Below are 18,613 nucleotides of genomic sequence, written 5' to 3' on the forward strand. Positions count from 1 at the left end.
TCTTTCTGCATCAAGACCCTGACGACAATTGAATTGCGCGTTGGCCGTTCTGTAACTACAAGCGGTAACAAGGAGTTAAGGTTTGGCGACATTCAATTTCACGGTTCCGATTTACGGGTTCGACCAATGGACCGGCGCATCGACGAACAACACTGTCGGCTATCCTGTCGGAACGACCTTTTCCCTGAATGCTGGTGCAGCGCTGACCGTCATCAACGTCGAGGATGACGACGGCACGGCCAGCCAGCTGTTTTCGGACGGTTACATCGACACGCCCGGCGACGGGTCGTCGCCCAGTACGGCCAACAACGACCAGGTATTGAGCCAGGCGGTGACGATCAACGGACAGACCTTTCAGCCCGGCGATCAGGTCGAGCTTGAGTTCGGTTTTACGACAACCTCCGGCGACACGTTCTGGGTCATTCGCATCGATGGCGTGAATGTCGGCATCAGCGGCCCCGTCCTGCCAACGCCCGGTACGACCTATGAGGTTGCCGGCAGCAGTGATGGTCAGGCATCGCCGATTTCGAATGTCCCATGCTTTACCGCCGGCACACTGATCACCACCAAGGACGGGACAACAAGGATCGAAGACTTGTCGGTCGGAGATCTGGTTCTGACCTACGCCGGCAGCTATGAACCGATCCGCTGGATCGGGCGCCGTGAGCTGGACAGCGTCGACTTCTCCGCCAATCCGAAACTGGTTCCAATCCGGATTTCCGCCGGCGCGCTCTGCGCAGGGCTGCCAACACAGGACCTGATCGTTTCACCCCAGCACCGCATTCTGGTGCGGTCAAAGATCGCGCAGCGCATGTTCAACACCAACGAGGTGCTGGTTTCGGCCAAGTCGCTGCTGCCGCTGGACGGCATTGACCGGGTCTGTGCCACGGAGTCCGTTTGCTATTTCCACCTTCTTTTCGACACGCATCAGGTCATCTTTGCCAACGACACCCCAAGCGAAAGCCTGTTCGCCGGTCCCGAAGCGCTGAAATCCATCCCCGAGGCGGCTCGCGCCGAGATATTGGCCCTGTTCCCCGAGCTTGAGGACCCCGGCTTTGAACCGCGGCCAGCCGCCCTGATTCCAAAAGGTCACAAGCAGCGCGGTCTGATTTCGCGTCACCTCAAGAACGGTCAGGCGCTGTTGGCCTGATCGTCATTGGGTTTTTTCTGACCCGGGTCGGATTGTGCGCGAGCTACCGTCAGGTCTTTCGGCAGACGAACGTGGTCGCTGACAGTGGCATCGTCATGCCCTGCGGACCAAAGACGCGCTTCAATTCAGAGAACATCCGCGCGGCCACGTCCGTGGGATCCACGCCGCCGCGCTCTCGTATTTCATCGACCAACGGGTTTCCAAAAACCAGAGCGTGGGCAAAGGCTTCCGGGTTGACGATGGTCTTCGTCAACCGGATCGTTTCTTGTTCGATATCCGTCCAGCCTGCGGCCCTCAGATCAGCCCGGACAGCCTCGGGGTCACCATAGTGAAACGGTACCTTGTAGAATCCCGGCGGATCCTGCGGAAAGAAATGCGCCCCCACATCGTGCGCGACTTGCGAGAACGGGTTTTCGGACATCGGGCTCCACACGTTGAAAACATAGCGCCCACCCGGTCTGAGCACCCGCGCCGCCTCATGGAACGAAGCGGGTTTGTCGGGAAAGAACATGACCCCGAACTGGCAGGTAATCAGGTCGAACGCGCCGTCTTCGAACGGTAGATCCATCGCGTTGACGACCGCGAACTCGACGTTGTCCGCCGCCGAGAATTTGGCCTTTGCAACCTCCAGCATGGGCGCGTTCAGGTCCGAGATCAGAACTTGGGCCTCGCTCGGCAGCACATCGCACAGCTTGCGGCTCAGGATCCCCGTACCCGCGGCCAGTTCAATGGCCTTGGCCACCGGCTCTTCGGCGCAACGGGCAGCAAGTCTGTCTGCGTAGTCAGTGAAGATATTCGGGCCCAACCCCGCGTCGTAATGACTTGGAATATTGCCCACGAAACCAGCCGAATTTGTTGACATCTGCGCTCCCCCCCCGGCAACCGCATGATGCAAAAGACTAGCCGAAATTGCGCGTTTTGGCGAACTCATTGTGCTCTGCAGTCGGCTGGGGCCGGTAGGCATCCGCCCCGTCACCCCGCACCAGCAGGTCCAGCATGCCCGATACGTCCTCGATCTCTTCCGCGATCACATGGGTCACCGCATGGGCCCGCTGCATCCGCCCGGTTACCCGCAGCAACCGCCCCGAGATCACCGCTCGGCGGAACCGCTCATAGATCTTGCGCCAGACAATCACGTTCACGATGCCGGTCTCGTCTTCGAGCGTGATGAAGATCACCCCTTTGGCCGTACCAGGCCGCTGCCGCAGGATCACCAATCCCGCCACAGCAACCCGCGCACCCTCGGGCGGGTCGTCCAGTCGGTCGGCTGGAAGGCAAGCCGGTGGTCTGGGCCATGGGCGGCCCGAACTGGGCTGTGGTGTCGATGCGATACGCATAAGAACAAAAATAGAACAAATGCCCTGAATGTCCAGATGCAGGGGACCGAAACCACAGCCAGAAAGGTCATGCGCTACGCGCGACCGCAGCGCAGACAAGGGTCACTTGGCGTCATGCGCGTTGAACGTGGCCAAACCTTCCCGCAGAACCGCCTTGGCCTTGGCCAGGTCATCCCCGTCCAACGCATCCAGCGCCCGTAAAACGTCACTGCGCAACCGCAGAGCCTTGGGGCCCGGTGCTCCGACCGGATGAAGCTCATCGTCATTCGCTGCTGCCAATGCACCATGGCTGATCCCGTCGATCACCTCCACGATTTTCGCCTGGCTTTCGCCAAACCACGCGGCAATGTCATGCTCGGCATCGCCCCGCTCGTTCATCCCAACCACAATCTTTGCGTCCTGAACCGTCAACGGCATCTGCTCACTCCCTTATCAAATCACGGTCACACGACCAGAACACAAATCCATGCACGCAACAATCGAAACCGCTATCCGAGCCTCAACCTTTGATGGAATAAACCGGTCAAACCACTCGGTTGCGGCGCGAACGCGTGGAATTTGGGCGACAATGACGGACCGTTTGCCCGATCACGCCCCGATTGGTCGCAAATGGCACTGGAAAGACCTAAATCCCTTGACTAATGAGGAACCTGAACACCGCAGAAGGAAGACGCGAGCAATGGCAAAGATCACCTATGTCGAGCATGGCGGCAACGAACACACAGTCGAGGTCGCCAACGGCCTGACCGTCATGGAAGGCGCCCGTGACAACAACATTCCCGGCATCGAGGCCGATTGCGGCGGCGCTTGCGCCTGCTCGACCTGTCACGTCTACATCCATCCCGATTGGGTCGAGAAACTGCCTGCCAAGGACGACATGGAAGAAGACATGCTGGACTTCGCCTACGAGCCCGACCCGGCCCGTTCGCGACTGACCTGCCAGATCAAGGTGACCGACGAACTGGACGGGCTGGTCGTCCAGATGCCGGAAAAGCAGATCTGATGCGACGACGCATGCCCCGCTCGTCCGGCGGCATGCGCTGCGGCTTCAAAGCGCCGCGTCCGGCGGTGCGCTTTTGGCCATGCCGGGTGCGCGGCGCGCTGATGGCTGCATGCCTGTGGCTGGCAGGTCCTGCCTTGGCCGCCGAAACCATAGCGACCGCCCGCTACACGGATCCGACCAACCGCTATCCCCACGGCGTTCTGGGTGACCAGATCGAATGGGGTTCGATTGAACTCACGCTTTCAAATGGCAAGCGCCGCAGCTTCGCGCTGCCCGATCATCTGGTGTTCGAAGATCTCGCGCCCCGCGTGTTCGACGTCACGGGCGACGGTCTTCCAGAAGTCATCGCGGTGGAGAGTGACGCACGACAGGGCGCGCGCCTTGCCATCTACGGCCCGCAGGGCCGCATGACGGCGACACCGCATATCGGCACCCGTTTCCGTTGGCTTGCCCCGGTCGGAGCCGCCGACCTCGACGGCGACGGACATGTCGAAATCGCCTATGTCGATCGCCCCCACTTGGCAAAAATCCTGCGCATCTGGCGCTTTGCCGACGGCCAACTGACGGAAATCGCCGCGCTCCCCGGCCTGACCAACCACCGGATCGGAGAGGATTTCATTTCAGGCGGGCTTCGCTCCTGCGACGGCAAACCTGAATTGATCGTCGCCAGCGGCGATTGGCGCCGGATCAATGCCGTCCGCTACGATGGCGGCTGGCAAACCCAGGATCTTGGCCCGTTGAAAAACCGACAAGCCCTTATGAGCGCGCTGAACTGCTGATCCGGGGATTCATCTGGTCAAGAAATCCCAAGGTGCGGCCGCCGGCCGAGCCCCCATTTACCAGCGGGCCCTCAAACCGTCAAAGCGCCCGCCACCCGATATCGCGGCGATGGAAGCCGCCCGGCCAATCGATGGCCTCGACCATCGCATAAGCGTTGTCACGCGCCTCCTGCAGTGTTGCTCCGCGCGCCGTCACGTTCAGAACCCGGCCCCCTGAGGCCACAATCTGCCCGTCCTGCGCTTTGGTGCCTGCGTGAAAAACCATATAGCTGCTGTCCTCGGGCAAGTCATCCAGCCCCCGGATCACGCTGCCTTTTTCATATGCCCCGGGATAGCCCTGCGCGGCCATCACCACGGTCAAGGCGTGATCGTCGGCCCAGTTGACCCGCGCCTCGTCCAGCCGTCCCTCGGCCGCCGCATGCATCAGGTCCAGCGCCTGTGCCCCCAACCGCATCATCAGCACCTGACATTCCGGGTCGCCAAAGCGCACGTTGTATTCCACCAACCTCGGCAGCCCGTCCTTAATCATCAGCCCTGCATAGAGAACGCCTTGAAACGGCGTGCCGCGCCGGGCCATCTCGGCCATCGTCGGGCGCACGATCTGTTCCATCGCGCGCTCCTCGACCTCGAGGCTCAGAACCGGTGCCGGAGAATAGGCGCCCATGCCGCCGGTGTTCAGGCCGGTATCGCCCTCGCCCACGCGCTTGTGGTCCTGCGCGGTGCCGACCGACAGGATGTTCTCGCCGTCGCAAAGCACGAACAGCGAGGCTTCTTCGCCGTCCATGAACTCCTCGATCACCACCTCGGCCCCGGCTCCGCCGAAAGCGCCGCGGAACATGTCGTCCACGGCCTCCAGCGCGGTCGCTTCATCCATCGCCACGATCACGCCCTTGCCCGCGGCCAGACCGTCGGCCTTGACCACGATCGGCGCGCCCTGCTGACGGATATAGGCCTTGGCCGGCTCGGCCTCGGTGAACCGGGCATAGGCGGCGGTCGGTGCACCGGCCGCATCGCAGATTTCCTTGGTGAAACTCTTCGAGGCTTCCAGCCGCGCCGCCTCGGCCGAGGGGCCGAACACCAGAATGCCCGCCTCGCGCAGCCGGTCGGCCACCCCGGCGGCCAAGGGCGCCTCGGGGCCGATGATCACGAAATCAATCGCGTTTTCCTCGGCGAAACTGACCACCGCGCCGCCATTCTCGATATCCAGCGCGGCGCAATCGGCGATCTGCGCGATCCCGGCATTGCCCGGCGCCACGATCAGGCGGTCGCATTTGGGGTTTTGCATCACCGCCCAGGCCAGGCTGTGTTCGCGCCCGCCGCTGCCGAGAATGAGGATGTTCATGAAAGTCTCCGATCTGCTTGGCCTTGCCTGCGCGGCGTTCTAAGCTGCGCGGGCAATCGAAACAAGGCGCTGAAATGTCCGACCTGCTTGACGATCCGATTCCCGGCCAGAATACCCCCGAATACTCCGTGTCCGAGATCTCGGGCGAGGTAAAACGCACGCTGGAAGGCACATTTGGCCGAATCCGCGTGCGGGGCGAGGTCGGGCGCGTGTTCAAGGCGCGCTCGGGGCATTTGTACTATGACATCAAGGACGACCGGAACGTGCTGGCCTGCACCACGTGGAAGGGCCAGATCGCGGGCCTGTCGGTGGTGCCGGAAGAGGGGCTCGAAGTCGTCGTCACGGGCCGCCTCACCGCATTTGGCGCGCAGTCGAAATACAACCTGAACGTCGACGAGGTGGCCGTAGCCGGGCAAGGCGCGCTGATGGCGCTGCTGGAAAAACGCAAGAAACAGCTCGAATCCGAAGGGCTGTTCGCGCCCGAGCGCAAGAAACCCCTGCCCTTCCTTCCGCAGATCATCGGCGTCGTCACCTCGCCCTCGGGCGCGGTGATCCGCGACATCCTGCACCGGCTGCGCGACCGCTTCCCGCGCAAGGTGCTGATCTGGCCAGTGGCCGTGCAGGGCGCCAACTGCGCGCCCGAGGTCGCCAACGCGATCCAGGGTTTCAACCGTCTGACACCCGGCGGCGCGCTGCCCCGTCCCGACCTGATCATCGTCGCCCGCGGTGGTGGCTCGATCGAAGATCTGTGGGGCTTCAACGAGGAAATCGTCGCCCGCGCCGCCGCCGCGTCCGAGATTCCGCTGATCTCGGCCGTGGGGCACGAAACCGACACCACGCTGATCGACTATGTATCGGACCGCCGCGCGCCGACCCCCACAGCCGCCGCCGAACTGGCGGTGCCGGTACGGATGGAGCTGCTGGCCTGGACCGGCGAACAGGGCGCGCGTCTGTCCCGCGCGGCCACCGACGCAGTACAACGCCGGGCGCAACGCCTGCGCGATCTATCGCGCGCCTTGCCGCGCCCCGAGACCCTGCTAGACGGGCCGCGCCAGCGACTGGACCTTATTGCCGATCGTCTGGCCCCGGCGTTGCAACGCGGTGTGCAGAACCGCCGCTTGCAGGTGGTGGAACTGTCGGGGCACCTGCGCCCGTCAACGTTGCGCAACCTCGTGGCCGCGCGGCGCGACACGCTGCGCAACCTGTCCTCGCGCCTGTCGATCCGCCCGATCCAACGCGACATCCAGCAGCAGCGCGACCGAGTCAACCAACTGGCCCAGCGCATAACGGCCGCGCAGACTCTGCGGGTGGACCGGCTCCGCCAGCAACTAGATGCGACTGACCGGTTGCGCGAGACGCTCAGCTACAAAGCCACGCTTCAACGCGGCTACGCCGTGGTGCATTCCGAAAGCGGCGTGGTCACCACAAAGGCGCAAGCCAGCAAGCACGCTGCACTGACCATCGAGTTTGCCGATGGAGAATTGAAGACCGAACCGCTGTCCGGGACAACCCCGACCGCCAAGAAACCGTCCAAGCCACCGGCCCCGGATCAAGGATCGTTGTTCTGACGAAGACCCACGTTCAGACGCCGACCTCGGGTCCGTAACAGATCATATCTTCGTCGACGTCGGCTGCTTCGTACAGTTCGGTGGCTTCGGGGTTGCCCTCGAACTGCGCGATTAACCCCTGGGACGAGCGGGTAAAGACCCAGCATTGCGGGTCGGTGCGGTCTTCGTAAACAAAGCAAATCTGGCCGTTCTGTTCGTACCAGATGCCCTCCTTGCAGTCGCCATCCAGAAACGACCAGACCACGCGCCGGTTGGGCAAATATCGTTCGACGCCATAAGTCGTTCCACCAAAGTCGTAGAACAGGGTTTTACCGCGCGTGTAGGCATCGAATTCCGCCCCTGACAGAGACTGCGCGACGACCGGCTGGGCCAGCAAAGATCCGAGAATCAACGAACGTATCCACATCGTTTCATTCTGGCAGATGCCACGGCCGCGCGCCAATCTTGGAACGCACTGCCCCAACGTTATGGGTTGAGCGTAAACTCACTCCGCGGCGACACTGCATTGCATCGGAGCCATCGGAAGGCAGGACATGACAATACTCGTACTCGCGGCGCTAGCCTGTGCCCTGGCCTACCTGGCCCTGACGGCCCGTCCGGCCAGCCTGCTACGCACGGCGTTGAAAACCGCCAGCGTCGCCCTGCTGGCGGTCGAGGCGGCGGTGCAGTCCGGCCCTCTGCTTCTGATCCTCGCGCTGTCTCTCTGCGCCTTGGGCGACGCCCTTCTATCGCGCGAGACCGAAGGCACCTTCATGGCCGGCATCGGGGTGTTCGCCGCCGGGCATCTGGTATACATCGCCCTGTTCCTGACCCATCCGTCAAGCGACACCGACCTGATCCTGGACAAACCCGGATACGCCTGGACGCTGGTCATTCTGGGCATCGTGATGGCCACGCTGCTGGCCCAGCGGGCCGGTGATCTGCGCGGACCGGTCCTGGCCTATATCCCGATCATTCTGGGCATGGGCATCACCGTTCTGGCCCTGCCCGAGGCCGGAGCGCTGCGATGGGCGCTGCCGGCCGCGATGGCCTTCATCGCCTCGGACCTGATCCTGGCGACCGAAAGGTTCCTGCTGCCGTCCGGCCACCCGGCCCTGCGGCTGACGCCCTATCTGGTCTGGCCGCTCTACTGGGGCGCGCAGTTCGGCTTTTTCCTGGCCTTCACCTGACCCTTTGCAACTGCCGCCAATCCGCATTAGGTGAAGGGAACACCTGCGGAGACCAAGATGGCGTTTTTTACCAAGCTCAAGGACCGGCTGTTCAAATCCTCGTCCCGCCTCGAACAGGGGCTTGAGGCAATCGTCGAGGACGGCGGCGAAGAAACCACCGCCCCTGACCCGGTGATCCCCCAGCCCGAGCCCGAGCCGCAACCGGTCCCGGAAATCCCCGAACCCGCACCTACACCGCAACCGGTCGAGACACCGTCGCCCGAGCCGGCCGATCCAACGCCCGCCCCGCCTCCACCAGAACTGCCGGAACAGGCGCAATCCAAGGGCCTGATCGGGCGTCTCTTCGGTCGCGGCGATGCCGGGCCGGTGGTGCGCCGCACGCTGGACGACGACATGCTCGAACAGCTCGAGGAACTGCTGATCGCCTCGGACATGGGTGTCGACACTGCCTTGCGCGTCACCGCCAACATGGCCGAGGGGCGCTATGGCCGCAAACTCTCGACCCAGGAAATCAAGCAACTGCTGGCGCAGGAAATCGCCCGCGTGATGGAGCCGGTCGCCAAACCGATGCCCCTCTACCCCAAGCGCCCGCAGGTGGTGCTGGTGGTGGGCGTCAACGGCTCGGGCAAGACGACGACCATCGGCAAGCTGGCCAGCCAGTTCAAGGCAGCAGGCAAAAAGGTGGTCATCGCAGCGGGCGACACCTTCCGCGCCGCCGCCGTGGAACAGCTGCAGGTCTGGGGCGACCGCGCCGGAGTTCCAGTCCTCACCGCGCCCGAAGGCTCCGACCCCGCCTCGCTGGCTTTCGACGCCCTGACCAAGGCGCAAGCTGAAGGCGCCGACCTGCTGATGATCGACACCGCCGGCCGCCTTCAGAACCGCGCCGACCTGATGGAGGAGCTGGCCAAGATCGTCCGCGTCATCCGCAAGATCGACGAAACCGCGCCCCACAACACCCTGCTGGTGCTCGACGCCACCACCGGCCAGAACGCGCTCAGCCAGGTGGAAACCTTCCGCAAGCTGGCCGATGTCTCGGGCCTTGTGATGACCAAGCTCGACGGCACCGCCAAGGGCGGCGTGCTGGTTGCTCTGGCCGACAAGTTCGGCCTGCCGATCCACGCCATCGGCGTCGGCGAACAGATCGACGATCTGGCCCCCTTCGACCCCGAGGAATTCGCCGCCGCCCTGACCGGGCTCGACTCCAACTGACCTTCACCTGGCCCCAAATATCCTCGGGGGTCTGGGGGTGGAAAACCCCCAGCCTCTCCACCAGCGAAAGACCCTCAGCGTGAGCGACTGGCTGATCTCCCTCGAAGGCACCGAGGCCGGACACAGGCTGGCCCTTGGCCTCGCCCTGATGGCGGCCTTCCTGCACGCGGTTTTCGGGGCCCTGCAGAAGGGTCGGCACGACCCCTGGCTGTCGCGTGGCGCGATCGACGCCTGTTACTGCCTGATGGCCGCGCCCTTTGCGTTCTTCGTCGTGCCCTGGCCCGAGCCCTTCATGTGGCCGATATTCGCCGTGGTCTGGCTGATCCATGTCGCTTACAAGACGCTGCAGGCGATGGCCTATACCAAAGGGTCCTATACCGTGGTCTACCCGGTGGTGCGCGGCACCGGCCCGCTGTTCACGGTCATAGGCGCCTATCTTCTGTTCAATGAAACCTTCTCGCCGACCCAATGGCTGGGCGTCGCCGTTTTGCTGACGGGCATCTTCGGGTTGGCCGCCTACAATTTCCGCTTCCTGGAAACCAACCGCGAAACTCTGGGCATCGCATTGGCCCTTGCGGTTGCAACCGGACTCTTCGTGGCGCTCTACACCACCTATGACGCCTACGGCATCCGCGCCACGGCCGATCCGTTCACCTTTCTGGCCTGGTTCTTCATGATCGACGGGGCGACAATGCCGATCTACGCCTTCTTGCGCTGGCGGGCGATGATTCACCGCCCGGCAATCGGGCCGTTGATGCTGCGGGGGCTTGCAGGCGGGCTTATCGCCCCCATGTCTTTCGGAGCGATCATGCTGGCCACCCGGCTGGACAAGGTCGGCGAAGCCGCCGTGCTGCGCGAAACCTCGACCGTCTTTGCCGCCCTGATCGGCTGGCTGGCCCTGAAAGAGACCGTAGGGCCTCGGCGCATTATCCTGATGGCATTGATTGCATTGGGCGCGGTAATAGTTGAAATGGGCGGGTGAACAGCAGGACGACAGGCATGGCAGACAAGAAAGAGATCAATCCGTTTCTGAAACAGGTGCTGGAACTGGGACCACCGCTGGCCTTCTTCTTCATCTACCTGCGCCTTCGCGACGACAGCTTTCTGATCGGCGGCACCGAATATTCCGGCTTCATCGTGGCCACCATCATCTTCGTTCCGCTGATGCTGGGGGCGATGGGCGTCCTGTGGTATCTGACCGGCAAACTCAGCCGGATGCAGATCTTCACCGCCATTATGGTCATCTTCTTCGGCGGCCTGACCGCCTGGTTCAACGACGAGCGGTTCTTCAAGATGAAAACCACGCTGGTCTACGGGTTCTTCTCGCTGATGCTGGGCATCGGCCTGCTGCAAGGCAAATCCTACCTCGCCTATGTGCTGGACGAAATGCTGCCCATGCGCCACGAGGGCTGGATGATCCTGACCCGCCGCCTTTGCGCCTGTTTCGCCGTGCTGGCGGTGGCCAATGAACTGGTCTGGCGCACCCTGTCCACCGATTTGTGGGTCAAGATCGAAACCTTTGGCTTTCCGATCGCTTTGATGGGGTTCCTGATGCTGCAATTCAGCATCCTGCAAAGCTATATGGACGATCCGGACAAGCAGTAATGCGTCCCTGACACGGGCCGGCGAACCTTGGGGAAACCTTCGGAAAACCGGATAAAATCCTTGGCTTAGCTCCAAAGCTGTGGAAAGCTGGGAAACCACCCACACCACTCATCCGGAGAACCGTGTCTTCCATGACCGCCTTTCCGAACAGCGGGTTCCTGTCCGAAGCTTCAGACCGGCTTCGTGATATGCTCACTGCGCTAGCCACTTCTGTCTCGCTGGACCGCGGCGAGGTCTTGTTCGAACAAGGCGACGAGGGTGACGCCCTCTATGCCTTGCTGGAAGGCGCTTTGGAGGTGTCCTTCCTGGCCATGAGCGGGCGCAAGTTGGCGCTCAGCCTGATGCGCCCGGGCGAAGTGTTCGGCGAAATCGCCCTCTTCGACAGCGGCCCGCGCACCGCCACCATCACCGCAGCCGAGCCGTCGCGTGTACTGCGCGTGCGCCGCAAGGATCTGATGGAACAAATCCGCAAGCACCCCGAACTGGCCGAGGACATGATCCGGCTGGCCGGACTGCGCATGCGCTGGATGGGGGCGCAGTTGAACGAGCAGGTATTCCTGCCGATGCCTGTGCGACTTGCGCGAAAGCTTCTGCTTCTTGCCAACCAGCAGGACGCGCCGTCCGAACGCATCGCCCTGTCGCAGAGCGAGCTAGCGGAGTTTGTCGGCGCGACGCGCGAGGCGGTATCCAAAACGATCTCGACGTGGAAACGCTCGAACGTGGTCGAGGCCTCACGCGGTGGGCTGCAGATCCACGACTTTGACGCCCTGCGCCAACTCGCCGAATCCGATCTGATCTGATCTGACCTGCTGCCCGGAAAATGACCCGGATGTGATCCGCTTCACATACAACGGGATTCGCTTCCATTAGGTAATGAATTGTTACCGTAGGGTGCCAGAGTATCATCCCCGATATCTGTCCACTGGCATCTCCCTGCACCAGAGCCACGCGCCTCCCCGGCGTGTGGCTCTTTTGATTCCTGCAGCCAGAACGAAAATCGGCCGGAGCATCTGCCCCGGCCGATCATGTTGACCAAACTGGCTGCCCTACTCTTCGAGGCTCAGCGCGACGAAGCGCGGATCGCCACCGCGGCGCACCAGCAGCAGCAGCGACTTGCGCCCTGCCTCCCGAGCCTCGTCCATCCGATCCTCGAGATCGGAGATCGACGACACTTTCTGCTGACCAGCCTCGGTGATCAGGTCGCCTGCCCGCAGGCCCTTGGCATAGGCTTCGGAGGCCTCATCCACATCCGTCACAACCAGACCATCTGCGTCCGCGTCCAGACCCAGATCTTCGCGCAACGTGTCGGTCAGCGGCGAAATCGTCAGGCCAAGGATGTCTGCATTCTCGTCCAGCGGCGCCTCTTCCGCACCATCATCATCGCCGGTTTCCGCACGCTCGGCATCCTCGCGACGCCCAAGAGTGACAAGCACGGTCTGAGTGCTGCCGTCCCGCTGAACAACCACGCGCACGGACTTGCCGACCGGTGTCTCACCGACCTGCCGCACCAATCCGCGCGTGTCCTTCACCTCGACACCATCAAAGCTGAGAATCACATCCCCTGCGAGCAGACCCGCCTCTTTGGCAGGGCCGTCCGGCACATCGCTGATCAGCGCGCCGCCCGGCTTGTCCAGGCCCATCGCCTCGGCCATATCCTCGGTCACGTCCTGAATGCGGACACCCAGCCAGCCGCGGCGGGTTTCGCCGAATTCCCGCAACTGATCGACAACCTTGGACACCACGTTCGACGCCATCGAGAACCCGATACCGATCGACCCGCCATTCGGCGACAAGATCGCGGTGTTCACACCGATGACCTGACCGTCCATGTTGAACAGAGGACCGCCCGAGTTGCCCCGGTTGATGGCCGCATCCGTCTGGATATAGTCGTCATAGGAACCGCTGAGCTCGCGATTGCGCGCCGACACGATCCCGGCAGATACCGAAAACCCCTGGCCCAGCGGGTTGCCCATGGCAACCACCCAGTCCCCTACAAGCGCTGTGTCGCTGTCGCCGAAAGTGACGTATTTCAGCGGACCCGACGCCTCGACCTTGAGCAACGCAATGTCCGTTTTCTCATCCGTTCCGATGACCTTGGCCGGCAGCTCTTTTACCGGCTGACCATCGCCGGGGAAGAACTCGATCAGAATTTCATCCGCCTCTGCGATGACGTGATTGTTGGTGACGATGTAGCCATCCTCGGAAATCACGAACCCCGATCCCAAGGCATTGCTGCGGCGCGGGCGATTGTCCTGGTCGCCATTGCGGTCCTGGAACTCGCGGAAAAAGTCCTCGAACGGGGAACCCTCGGGAACGATCCCCTGCGCGCCCGACTGCCCCTCGATCAGGGTCGTCGTGGTGATGTTGACCACGGCCGGGCTGATCCGGTTGACCAGCGGCGCCAGGCTTTCCTGACGGGCCTGTGCAGCCAACGTCTGGAGCAACAAAAGGGAAACCGCGGCAAAGGCCAGCCACAAAAGCCGCGCCATCGTCACCACATCGTCCCGGCGGACGGATACACTGCGTGCTACTGCCTGCACTTGGTCTCTCCTTGTCGACATTGTTCTGTTGGTGGCTGCCTGAGCAGCTTGCTGGGAAACAATGTAGTCAGTTTGTGACCGCCCGCAACTCGGGAAGTTGAGGAATTCACTGCCAGTTTACTTCAACCGATCAAAACCCCAGCCGATTGGCCGTCCACAACAGGACGAAGCCACTGACCACACACAGAAGTCCGACCAATCTGCGGGCCGGTTCGGGGATGCTGCGCAACGCCTCAAGCATCCGCTCGACAAGCGAAGGGGCCAGCGCATAGGCCAGCCCCTCGACAATCAACACCAGCCCGAAGGCCAGCAGGATCATACCCACTATTGGGAGGCCGGCGCGGCGGGCGCCGAACGGCCTTGCGGAGATCCGAGGTAGTTGAAGAACTCGGAATCCGGGCTGAGCACCAGCGAGCTGTTGCCGCCTTTCAGAGCGTTCTCATAGGCCGAAAGCGAGCGGTAGAACTCGAAGAACTCCGGGTCCTTGCCATAGGCTTCGGCAAAGATCGCGTTCCGTTCGGCATCAGCCTCACCGCGAACGATCTCCGCCTCACGGCGGGCCTCGGAGACCAGTTCGACCACGGTCCGGTCGGCCTGGGCACGGATCCGCTGTGCAGCTTCTTCACCGCGCGCCACTTCGTCGGCCGCCTCGCGTTCCCGCTCGGCGCGCATCCGGGCAAAGGTCGCTTCGAGGTTGGCCTGCGGCAGGTCGGTACGTTTCAGGCGAACGTCGATCACCTCAAGGCCCAGATCGCGGGCCTCGGCGATCGCGCCGTTGCGAATGCGCAGCATCAGCGCCGCCCGGTCCGAGCTGAGAATGTCATTCGAGCTTACCGAACCCAGAACCTCGCGGGTTTTGGCGCGCAGGATCGAATCCAGACGCTGCTCCGCTGTGTCGATGCCGCCGGCACCCACGGCCTCACGGAACTGCCGCACATCGGTGATCCGATAGCGCGCGAAGGCGTCGACCACCAGGCGGCGGTCATCCAGCGGCGTGACTTCCAGCGGCCCGACCTCGCGGCTTAGAATACGGTCATCGTAGCGCACGACCTCCTGAATGACCGGAATCTTGAAGGCCAGGCCCGGGTCTTCCTTGACGTCGATCACGCGACCGAATTGCAGAACCAGCGCTTTTTCACGCTCGTCCACGATGAAGATCGCTGAGAGGGCGATCACAATAACCACGAAAATGGCAGGTAGGAGAAAGGTTGATTTACGCATGTCTTAGTTCCCCTCACCCGAGTTGCGGCGCAGTTCGTTCAGCGGCAGATAAGGCACGACGCCCTGCCCCTGGCCTGTTGCGCTGTCATCCAAGATGATCTTGTCCACGTCGCCCAGAACCTGCTCCATCCGTTCAAGGTACAGACGTTTGCGGGTCACATCCGGAGCTTTCGAGTATTCTTCGAGAACCGCGCCAAACCGGCTGGCCTCACCCTGAGCTTCGTTCACGACCTGTGCCCGATAGCCTTCGGCCTCTTCCAGCACCTGCGCGGCTTCACCACGCGCGCCGGCCAAAACCCGGTTCGCATAGGCATCGGCCTGCTTCTCAAGCCGGTCGCGTTCCTGTCCAGCCGACTGAACCTCGCGGAAGGCATCCTTGACCGGTTCCGGTGGGTCGGCGCCGTCAAAGTTCACACGGACGATGTTGATACCCGAGTTGTAACTGTCCAGAGTCGACTGGATCAGTTCCTCAAGCCGTTCGGCGATGATAGCACGGTCGCGGTTCAGGATCGGCGCGAGGTCCGACTGCGCGATGATCTCGCGCATGGCCGACTCAGACACGGCCTGGATAGTTTGTTTCGGGTCGCGCAGGTTGAACAGGTAGTCCGCAGGATTCGAGATATTCCAGACCACCTGGAAATCGATATCGACGATATTTTCGTCGCCCGTCAGCATCAGACCGGCGTCCGAACCGCGACCGCCCGATCCGATGGTTTCGGTCTGTTCGACCTTCACCGGGATGACTTCCGCCGTGACAACAGGCCACGGGGCAAAGTTCAGACCTTCGGTGCCGATTCCGGTAAAGCGACCGAATAGCAGTTCAACCGACTGCTCTTCGGGTTTGACCGTATAGGCGCTGGCAAAGCCCCACAGAACCAGAGCGGCAACCCCGCCCAGCAGGATGGTGCCCTTGGTAATTGCCGGGCCGCCACCGCCGCCCTGGCCGGATCCGTTGCCGCCTCGGCCCCCGCCGCCGCGCCCGCCCATCAGCACGCGCAGCTGCTCCTGGCCTTTTTTCATCAACTCGTCGATCTCGGGGATCTGCGGCCCGTCGCCTTCGGGCGGGCGTCGCCCGTCCCCATTGTTTCCCCGGTTTCCTCCGCCACCGGATGAGCCTCCGCCCCCCCAGGGGCCTCCGCTGTTGCCCGCCATGTGTTTCATTTCCCTTGTTTTGGCCCGTGTGCTTACGGGATCCCTTGTAACCTGTGTGCGCGCGCTTGCAAATCAAGCGGTACGCACGGGTTGCCGCATGGTTACCAGTTCTTCGGCCATCACCGGATGGACCGCAACCGTGCGATCGAAATCTTCCTTTGTCGCTCCCATTTTGACCGCGATGCCCGCCAACTGGATCATCTCACCCGCGCCAGGGGCGACAATGTGACAACCCAGCACCTTGCGGGTGGCCTGGCTGACGATCAGCTTCATCAACACCCGTTGCGTGCCGCCCGCGAACGCCTTCTGCATCGGCTTGAACGAGGTCGCGTAGACCTCGATCGGCTCCTGCTCGGCGGCCTGCTCCTCGCTCAGGCCCACGGTTCCCATCTCGGGCTGGGTGAAGATCGCGGTCGGGATCAGCTCATGATCCACTGGGGTGGGATTGCCCTTGAATACGGTCTCGACAAAGGCCATGCCCTCGCGGATGGCGACCGGCGTCAGGTTCACCCGGTCGGTCACGTCCCCGATGGCATAGATCGAGGGCACCGCGGTCTGGCTGTATTCGTCCACGACAATCTGCCCTTTGCGGCCACGTTCGACGCCCAGCGCCTCAAGGCCCAGATCATCCGCATTTGGCGCCCGGCCCGTGGCATACATCACCACATCGAACAGCTGTTCAGACCCGTTGGTCGCCTTGACCCAGATCTTGTCACCCTGTTTTTTCATCTCGAGCACATTGGTGCCCAGATGCACATCGATCCCGTTTTGGCACATCTCTTCGCAGATCAGCCCGCGCGCCTCGTCGTCGAAACCCCGCAGGATTTGCGCGCCGCGATAGAACTGCGTGGTCTTGACGCCCATGCCGTTCATGATCCCGGCGAATTCGCAGGCGATATAGCCGCCGCCGACGATCAGCATGGTCTCGGGCAGCTTCTCAAGGTGGAAGATCTCATTCGAGGTGATGGCCAGATCTGAACCGGGGAATTCCGGCACAACCGGTCGCCCGCCGGTGGCGATCAGGATGTGCTTGGCGGTCTTGCGAGTGCCGTCGGCCAGTTCAACCGTATGCGGGTCGAGCAGTTTCGCGCGCTGGTCAAAGGTTTCGACGCCGTTGTTCTTGAGGATATTGCGATAGATGCCTTCCAGCCGGTCGAGTTCGGCATGCAGCTTGCCGCGGAACTGCGGCCAGTCGAAAGCGCCCGGCTGAATATCCCAACCATAGGCACGAGCGTCCTCGACCATTCCCGCGTATTCGCTGGCGAACACCATCAGCTTTTTGGGAACGCAGCCGCGGATCACGCAGGTTCCGCCATAGCGGTCCTCTTCGGCCAGCGCGACCTTGGCGCCGTTTTCGCCCGCCGCCACACGCGCCGCGCGGACACCGCCCGAGCCGCCTCCAATGACGAAAAGATCATAGTCAAAGCTCATGCCGCGTTCCTTTTGTCAGCCTGCCTGAAATTGCCCTGAGTATTTGGGGGCGTGAATGATCGTGCCAACCCCTTGGCCCGGAAATCGCACACCGCTGTGAAGCCGGGTGCGCGGTTGGCTCAGTCGGCCAGGTCCGAAAACAGGTTGTCGTGTTCGTCGCCCAACCGATCCAGCTCGATCGTACCGCTGTTGAAATCGCGCAGCTCGACCCGGCCGTCGCCGTGGCCGATCACGACCTTGTCGCAGATGTCGATGAACAGCCCGTTTTCGACCACACCCGGTATCTGGTTCAGCACCAAAGCCAGTTGCCTCGGGTTGCCGATGCGTTGCAGGTGCAGGTCGAGTATGTGATTGCCCTCATCCGTCACGGTCGGCGCCTCGCTGTTCATCCGCAGGGTCGCCGACGTGCCCAGCACGTCCATCGTGTCCAGCAACTCCTCGATCAGCGTGCGCGTGGTCTGCCAGCCAAAGGGAATGACCTCGACCGGCAGCGGGAACGCGCCCAGCGCCTCAACCTCTTTGCCTGCATCGGCGATCACGATCATCTGGTCGCTGGCCGTGGCCACGATCTTTTCCAGCAGCAACGCCGCGCCGCCGCCCTTGATCAGGTTCAGCTCGCCGTCGAACTCGTCGGCGCCATCGATCGTCACGTCCAGCCAACCCGCCTGATCCAGCGAAACAACCTCGATCCCGACCTCGCGCGCAAGCTGCGCCGTAGCCGTCGACGTCGGAACGCCTTTTATCCGCAGACCTTCGTCCCGCACCCGCTCTCCCAGACGACGCACCAACCATGCCGCGGTCGATCCGGTACCCAGACCCACGCGCATCCCGTCTTCGACCATCTCGGCCGCGCGATAGGCGGCGACACTCTTGGCCCGGTCGATGGGTGACAACTCTGCTGTCATTGCGGCTTCCCCTCAGTTCTTTGGGGAACTTATACGGAAAGCCCTGCCCGACTGCGAGGCCCAAAATCCGCGGGACCGGCGCAATAATCGATACACGAATACGCGTTTCCCATCGGAAACGTCGCAATCAAATCTTCAGTGGTCGGCTCGGTTGTGTAAATAAAGCGCATACAGTTTCCCAGCGGTTCGGGCGCTTCAAACC

20 protein-coding genes are annotated in these 18,613 nt (G+C 62.6%); 9 read left to right on the forward strand and 11 right to left on the reverse strand.

All coding sequences use genetic code 11. The features are described 5' to 3' along the window. The first annotated feature begins 82 nt into the window (after positions 1-82). Positions 83-1,150, forward strand: coding sequence for a Hint domain-containing protein (locus ACR3EK_RS10130; RefSeq protein WP_480633305.1), 1,068 nt, complete (start codon positions 83-85; stop codon positions 1,148-1,150). A gap of 49 nt (positions 1,151-1,199) precedes the next feature. Here ACR3EK_RS10130 and ACR3EK_RS10135 read toward each other — a convergent pair whose 3' ends face one another. From ACR3EK_RS10135 to ACR3EK_RS10145, 3 genes are all read right to left on the reverse strand, one after another. Further along, positions 1,200-2,012 (reverse strand): class I SAM-dependent methyltransferase, encoded by an 813-nt coding sequence (locus tag ACR3EK_RS10135; protein ID WP_480633306.1) that lies wholly within the window; start codon positions 2,010-2,012, stop codon positions 1,200-1,202. Between the two features lie 37 nt (positions 2,013-2,049). Further along, positions 2,050-2,487 carry an OB-fold nucleic acid binding domain-containing protein gene (locus ACR3EK_RS10140; protein ID WP_480633307.1) on the reverse strand — a complete coding sequence of 146 codons (438 nt, stop codon included), beginning with the start codon at positions 2,485-2,487 and terminating at the stop codon, positions 2,050-2,052. Positions 2,488-2,589: 102 nt separating this feature from the next. Continuing rightward, a complete protein-coding gene (locus ACR3EK_RS10145) occupies positions 2,590-2,904 on the reverse strand; it encodes a hypothetical protein (protein WP_093962513.1) in 315 nt (104 codons plus the stop codon). A 262-nt stretch (positions 2,905-3,166) separates the two neighbouring features. On the opposite strand from ACR3EK_RS10145, the gene ACR3EK_RS10150 reads away from it, so the two are divergent. Beyond that, positions 3,167-3,490, forward strand: coding sequence for a 2Fe-2S iron-sulfur cluster-binding protein (locus ACR3EK_RS10150; protein ID WP_170338356.1), 324 nt, complete (start codon positions 3,167-3,169; stop codon positions 3,488-3,490). Between the two features lie 86 nt (positions 3,491-3,576). Then, a complete protein-coding gene (locus tag ACR3EK_RS10155) occupies positions 3,577-4,269 on the forward strand; it encodes an FG-GAP repeat domain-containing protein (RefSeq protein WP_480633308.1) in 693 nt (230 codons plus the stop codon). Between the two features lie 79 nt (positions 4,270-4,348). Here ACR3EK_RS10155 and purD read toward each other — a convergent pair whose 3' ends face one another. Further along, on the reverse strand, positions 4,349-5,611 hold the full coding sequence (purD, locus tag ACR3EK_RS10160) for a phosphoribosylamine--glycine ligase (RefSeq protein ID WP_480633309.1): 1,263 nt from the start codon (positions 5,609-5,611) through the stop codon (positions 4,349-4,351). A gap of 74 nt (positions 5,612-5,685) precedes the next feature. Here purD and xseA point away from each other — a divergent pair, with 74 nt between their 5' ends. Next, the gene (gene xseA, locus ACR3EK_RS10165; protein ID WP_480633310.1) at positions 5,686-7,179 is read left to right on the forward strand and encodes an exodeoxyribonuclease VII large subunit; all 1,494 of its coding nucleotides are present in this window, start codon (positions 5,686-5,688) and stop codon (positions 7,177-7,179) included. A 13-nt stretch (positions 7,180-7,192) separates the two neighbouring features. Here xseA and ACR3EK_RS10170 read toward each other — a convergent pair whose 3' ends face one another. Further along, positions 7,193-7,585, reverse strand: coding sequence for a hypothetical protein (locus ACR3EK_RS10170; protein WP_170368712.1), 393 nt, complete (start codon positions 7,583-7,585; stop codon positions 7,193-7,195). Positions 7,586-7,712: 127 nt separating this feature from the next. On the opposite strand from ACR3EK_RS10170, the gene ACR3EK_RS10175 reads away from it, so the two are divergent. From ACR3EK_RS10175 to ACR3EK_RS10195, 5 genes are all read left to right on the forward strand, one after another. After that, positions 7,713-8,348 carry a lysoplasmalogenase gene (locus ACR3EK_RS10175; RefSeq protein WP_480633311.1) on the forward strand — a complete coding sequence of 212 codons (636 nt, stop codon included), beginning with the start codon at positions 7,713-7,715 and terminating at the stop codon, positions 8,346-8,348. Positions 8,349-8,405: 57 nt separating this feature from the next. Further along, a complete protein-coding gene (gene ftsY, locus ACR3EK_RS10180; protein ID WP_480633312.1) occupies positions 8,406-9,557 on the forward strand; it encodes a signal recognition particle-docking protein FtsY in 1,152 nt (383 codons plus the stop codon). Positions 9,558-9,636: 79 nt separating this feature from the next. Continuing rightward, positions 9,637-10,539: an EamA family transporter gene (locus ACR3EK_RS10185; protein ID WP_170366474.1), complete on the forward strand. Its 903-nt coding sequence runs from the start codon at positions 9,637-9,639 to the stop codon at positions 10,537-10,539. Positions 10,540-10,556: 17 nt separating this feature from the next. Continuing rightward, positions 10,557-11,162 (forward strand): inner membrane-spanning protein YciB, encoded by a 606-nt coding sequence (locus tag ACR3EK_RS10190; protein ID WP_170338344.1) that lies wholly within the window; start codon positions 10,557-10,559, stop codon positions 11,160-11,162. A gap of 131 nt (positions 11,163-11,293) precedes the next feature. Then, positions 11,294-11,962, forward strand: coding sequence for a Crp/Fnr family transcriptional regulator (locus tag ACR3EK_RS10195; protein ID WP_093962520.1), 669 nt, complete (start codon positions 11,294-11,296; stop codon positions 11,960-11,962). 246 nt (positions 11,963-12,208) lie between these two features. Here the strand turns inward: ACR3EK_RS10195 and ACR3EK_RS10200 are convergent, their stop codons facing one another. The 6 genes from ACR3EK_RS10200 to rpiA all read right to left on the reverse strand — a co-directional run bounded on the left by ACR3EK_RS10200 (position 12,209) and on the right by rpiA (position 18,411). Further along, positions 12,209-13,702 (reverse strand): Do family serine endopeptidase, encoded by a 1,494-nt coding sequence (locus tag ACR3EK_RS10200; protein WP_390895962.1) that lies wholly within the window; start codon positions 13,700-13,702, stop codon positions 12,209-12,211. A 130-nt stretch (positions 13,703-13,832) separates the two neighbouring features. Beyond that, positions 13,833-14,027, reverse strand: coding sequence for a DUF2065 domain-containing protein (locus ACR3EK_RS10205; protein WP_093962522.1), 195 nt, complete (start codon positions 14,025-14,027; stop codon positions 13,833-13,835). After that, the gene (gene hflC / locus ACR3EK_RS10210; protein ID WP_170338336.1) at positions 14,027-14,923 is read right to left on the reverse strand and encodes a protease modulator HflC; all 897 of its coding nucleotides are present in this window, start codon (positions 14,921-14,923) and stop codon (positions 14,027-14,029) included. Before hflC ends, ACR3EK_RS10205 begins: the two co-directional genes overlap by 1 nt. Positions 14,924-14,926: 3 nt before the next feature. Next, on the reverse strand, positions 14,927-16,075 hold the full coding sequence (gene hflK, locus ACR3EK_RS10215; RefSeq protein ID WP_170338334.1) for an FtsH protease activity modulator HflK: 1,149 nt from the start codon (positions 16,073-16,075) through the stop codon (positions 14,927-14,929). A gap of 72 nt (positions 16,076-16,147) precedes the next feature. After that, the gene (gor, locus tag ACR3EK_RS10220) at positions 16,148-17,506 is read right to left on the reverse strand and encodes a glutathione-disulfide reductase (protein ID WP_170437998.1); all 1,359 of its coding nucleotides are present in this window, start codon (positions 17,504-17,506) and stop codon (positions 16,148-16,150) included. Between the two features lie 119 nt (positions 17,507-17,625). After that, entirely contained in the window at positions 17,626-18,411 is a 786-nt protein-coding gene (rpiA, locus tag ACR3EK_RS10225) for a ribose-5-phosphate isomerase RpiA (protein ID WP_480633313.1), read from the reverse strand. Between the last annotated feature and the right edge of the window lie 202 nt (positions 18,412-18,613).

The organism is Ruegeria sp. BC8, assembly GCF_056535705.1.

Coding starts and splice junctions, on each gene's coding strand:
- ACR3EK_RS10135 (WP_480633306.1), bottom strand. CDS start 2,012: ATGTCAACAAATTCGGCTGGTTTCGTGGGCAATATTCCAAGTCATTAC.
- ACR3EK_RS10140 (WP_480633307.1), bottom strand. CDS start 2,487: ATGCGTATCGCATCGACACCACAGCCCAGTTCGGGCCGCCCATGGCCC.
- ACR3EK_RS10145 (WP_093962513.1), bottom strand. CDS start 2,904: ATGCCGTTGACGGTTCAGGACGCAAAGATTGTGGTTGGGATGAACGAG.
- ACR3EK_RS10150 (WP_170338356.1), top strand. CDS start 3,167: ATGGCAAAGATCACCTATGTCGAGCATGGCGGCAACGAACACACAGTC.
- purD (WP_480633309.1), bottom strand. CDS start 5,611: ATGAACATCCTCATTCTCGGCAGCGGCGGGCGCGAACACAGCCTGGCC.
- xseA (WP_480633310.1), top strand. CDS start 5,686: ATGTCCGACCTGCTTGACGATCCGATTCCCGGCCAGAATACCCCCGAA.
- ACR3EK_RS10170 (WP_170368712.1), bottom strand. CDS start 7,585: ATGTGGATACGTTCGTTGATTCTCGGATCTTTGCTGGCCCAGCCGGTC.
- ACR3EK_RS10175 (WP_480633311.1), top strand. CDS start 7,713: ATGACAATACTCGTACTCGCGGCGCTAGCCTGTGCCCTGGCCTACCTG.
- ftsY (WP_480633312.1), top strand. CDS start 8,406: ATGGCGTTTTTTACCAAGCTCAAGGACCGGCTGTTCAAATCCTCGTCC.
- ACR3EK_RS10190 (WP_170338344.1), top strand. CDS start 10,557: ATGGCAGACAAGAAAGAGATCAATCCGTTTCTGAAACAGGTGCTGGAA.
- ACR3EK_RS10195 (WP_093962520.1), top strand. CDS start 11,294: ATGACCGCCTTTCCGAACAGCGGGTTCCTGTCCGAAGCTTCAGACCGG.
- hflC (WP_170338336.1), bottom strand. CDS start 14,923: ATGCGTAAATCAACCTTTCTCCTACCTGCCATTTTCGTGGTTATTGTG.
- hflK (WP_170338334.1), bottom strand. CDS start 16,075: ATGGCGGGCAACAGCGGAGGCCCCTGGGGGGGCGGAGGCTCATCCGGT.
- gor (WP_170437998.1), bottom strand. CDS start 17,506: ATGAGCTTTGACTATGATCTTTTCGTCATTGGAGGCGGCTCGGGCGGT.
- rpiA (WP_480633313.1), bottom strand. CDS start 18,411: ATGACAGCAGAGTTGTCACCCATCGACCGGGCCAAGAGTGTCGCCGCC.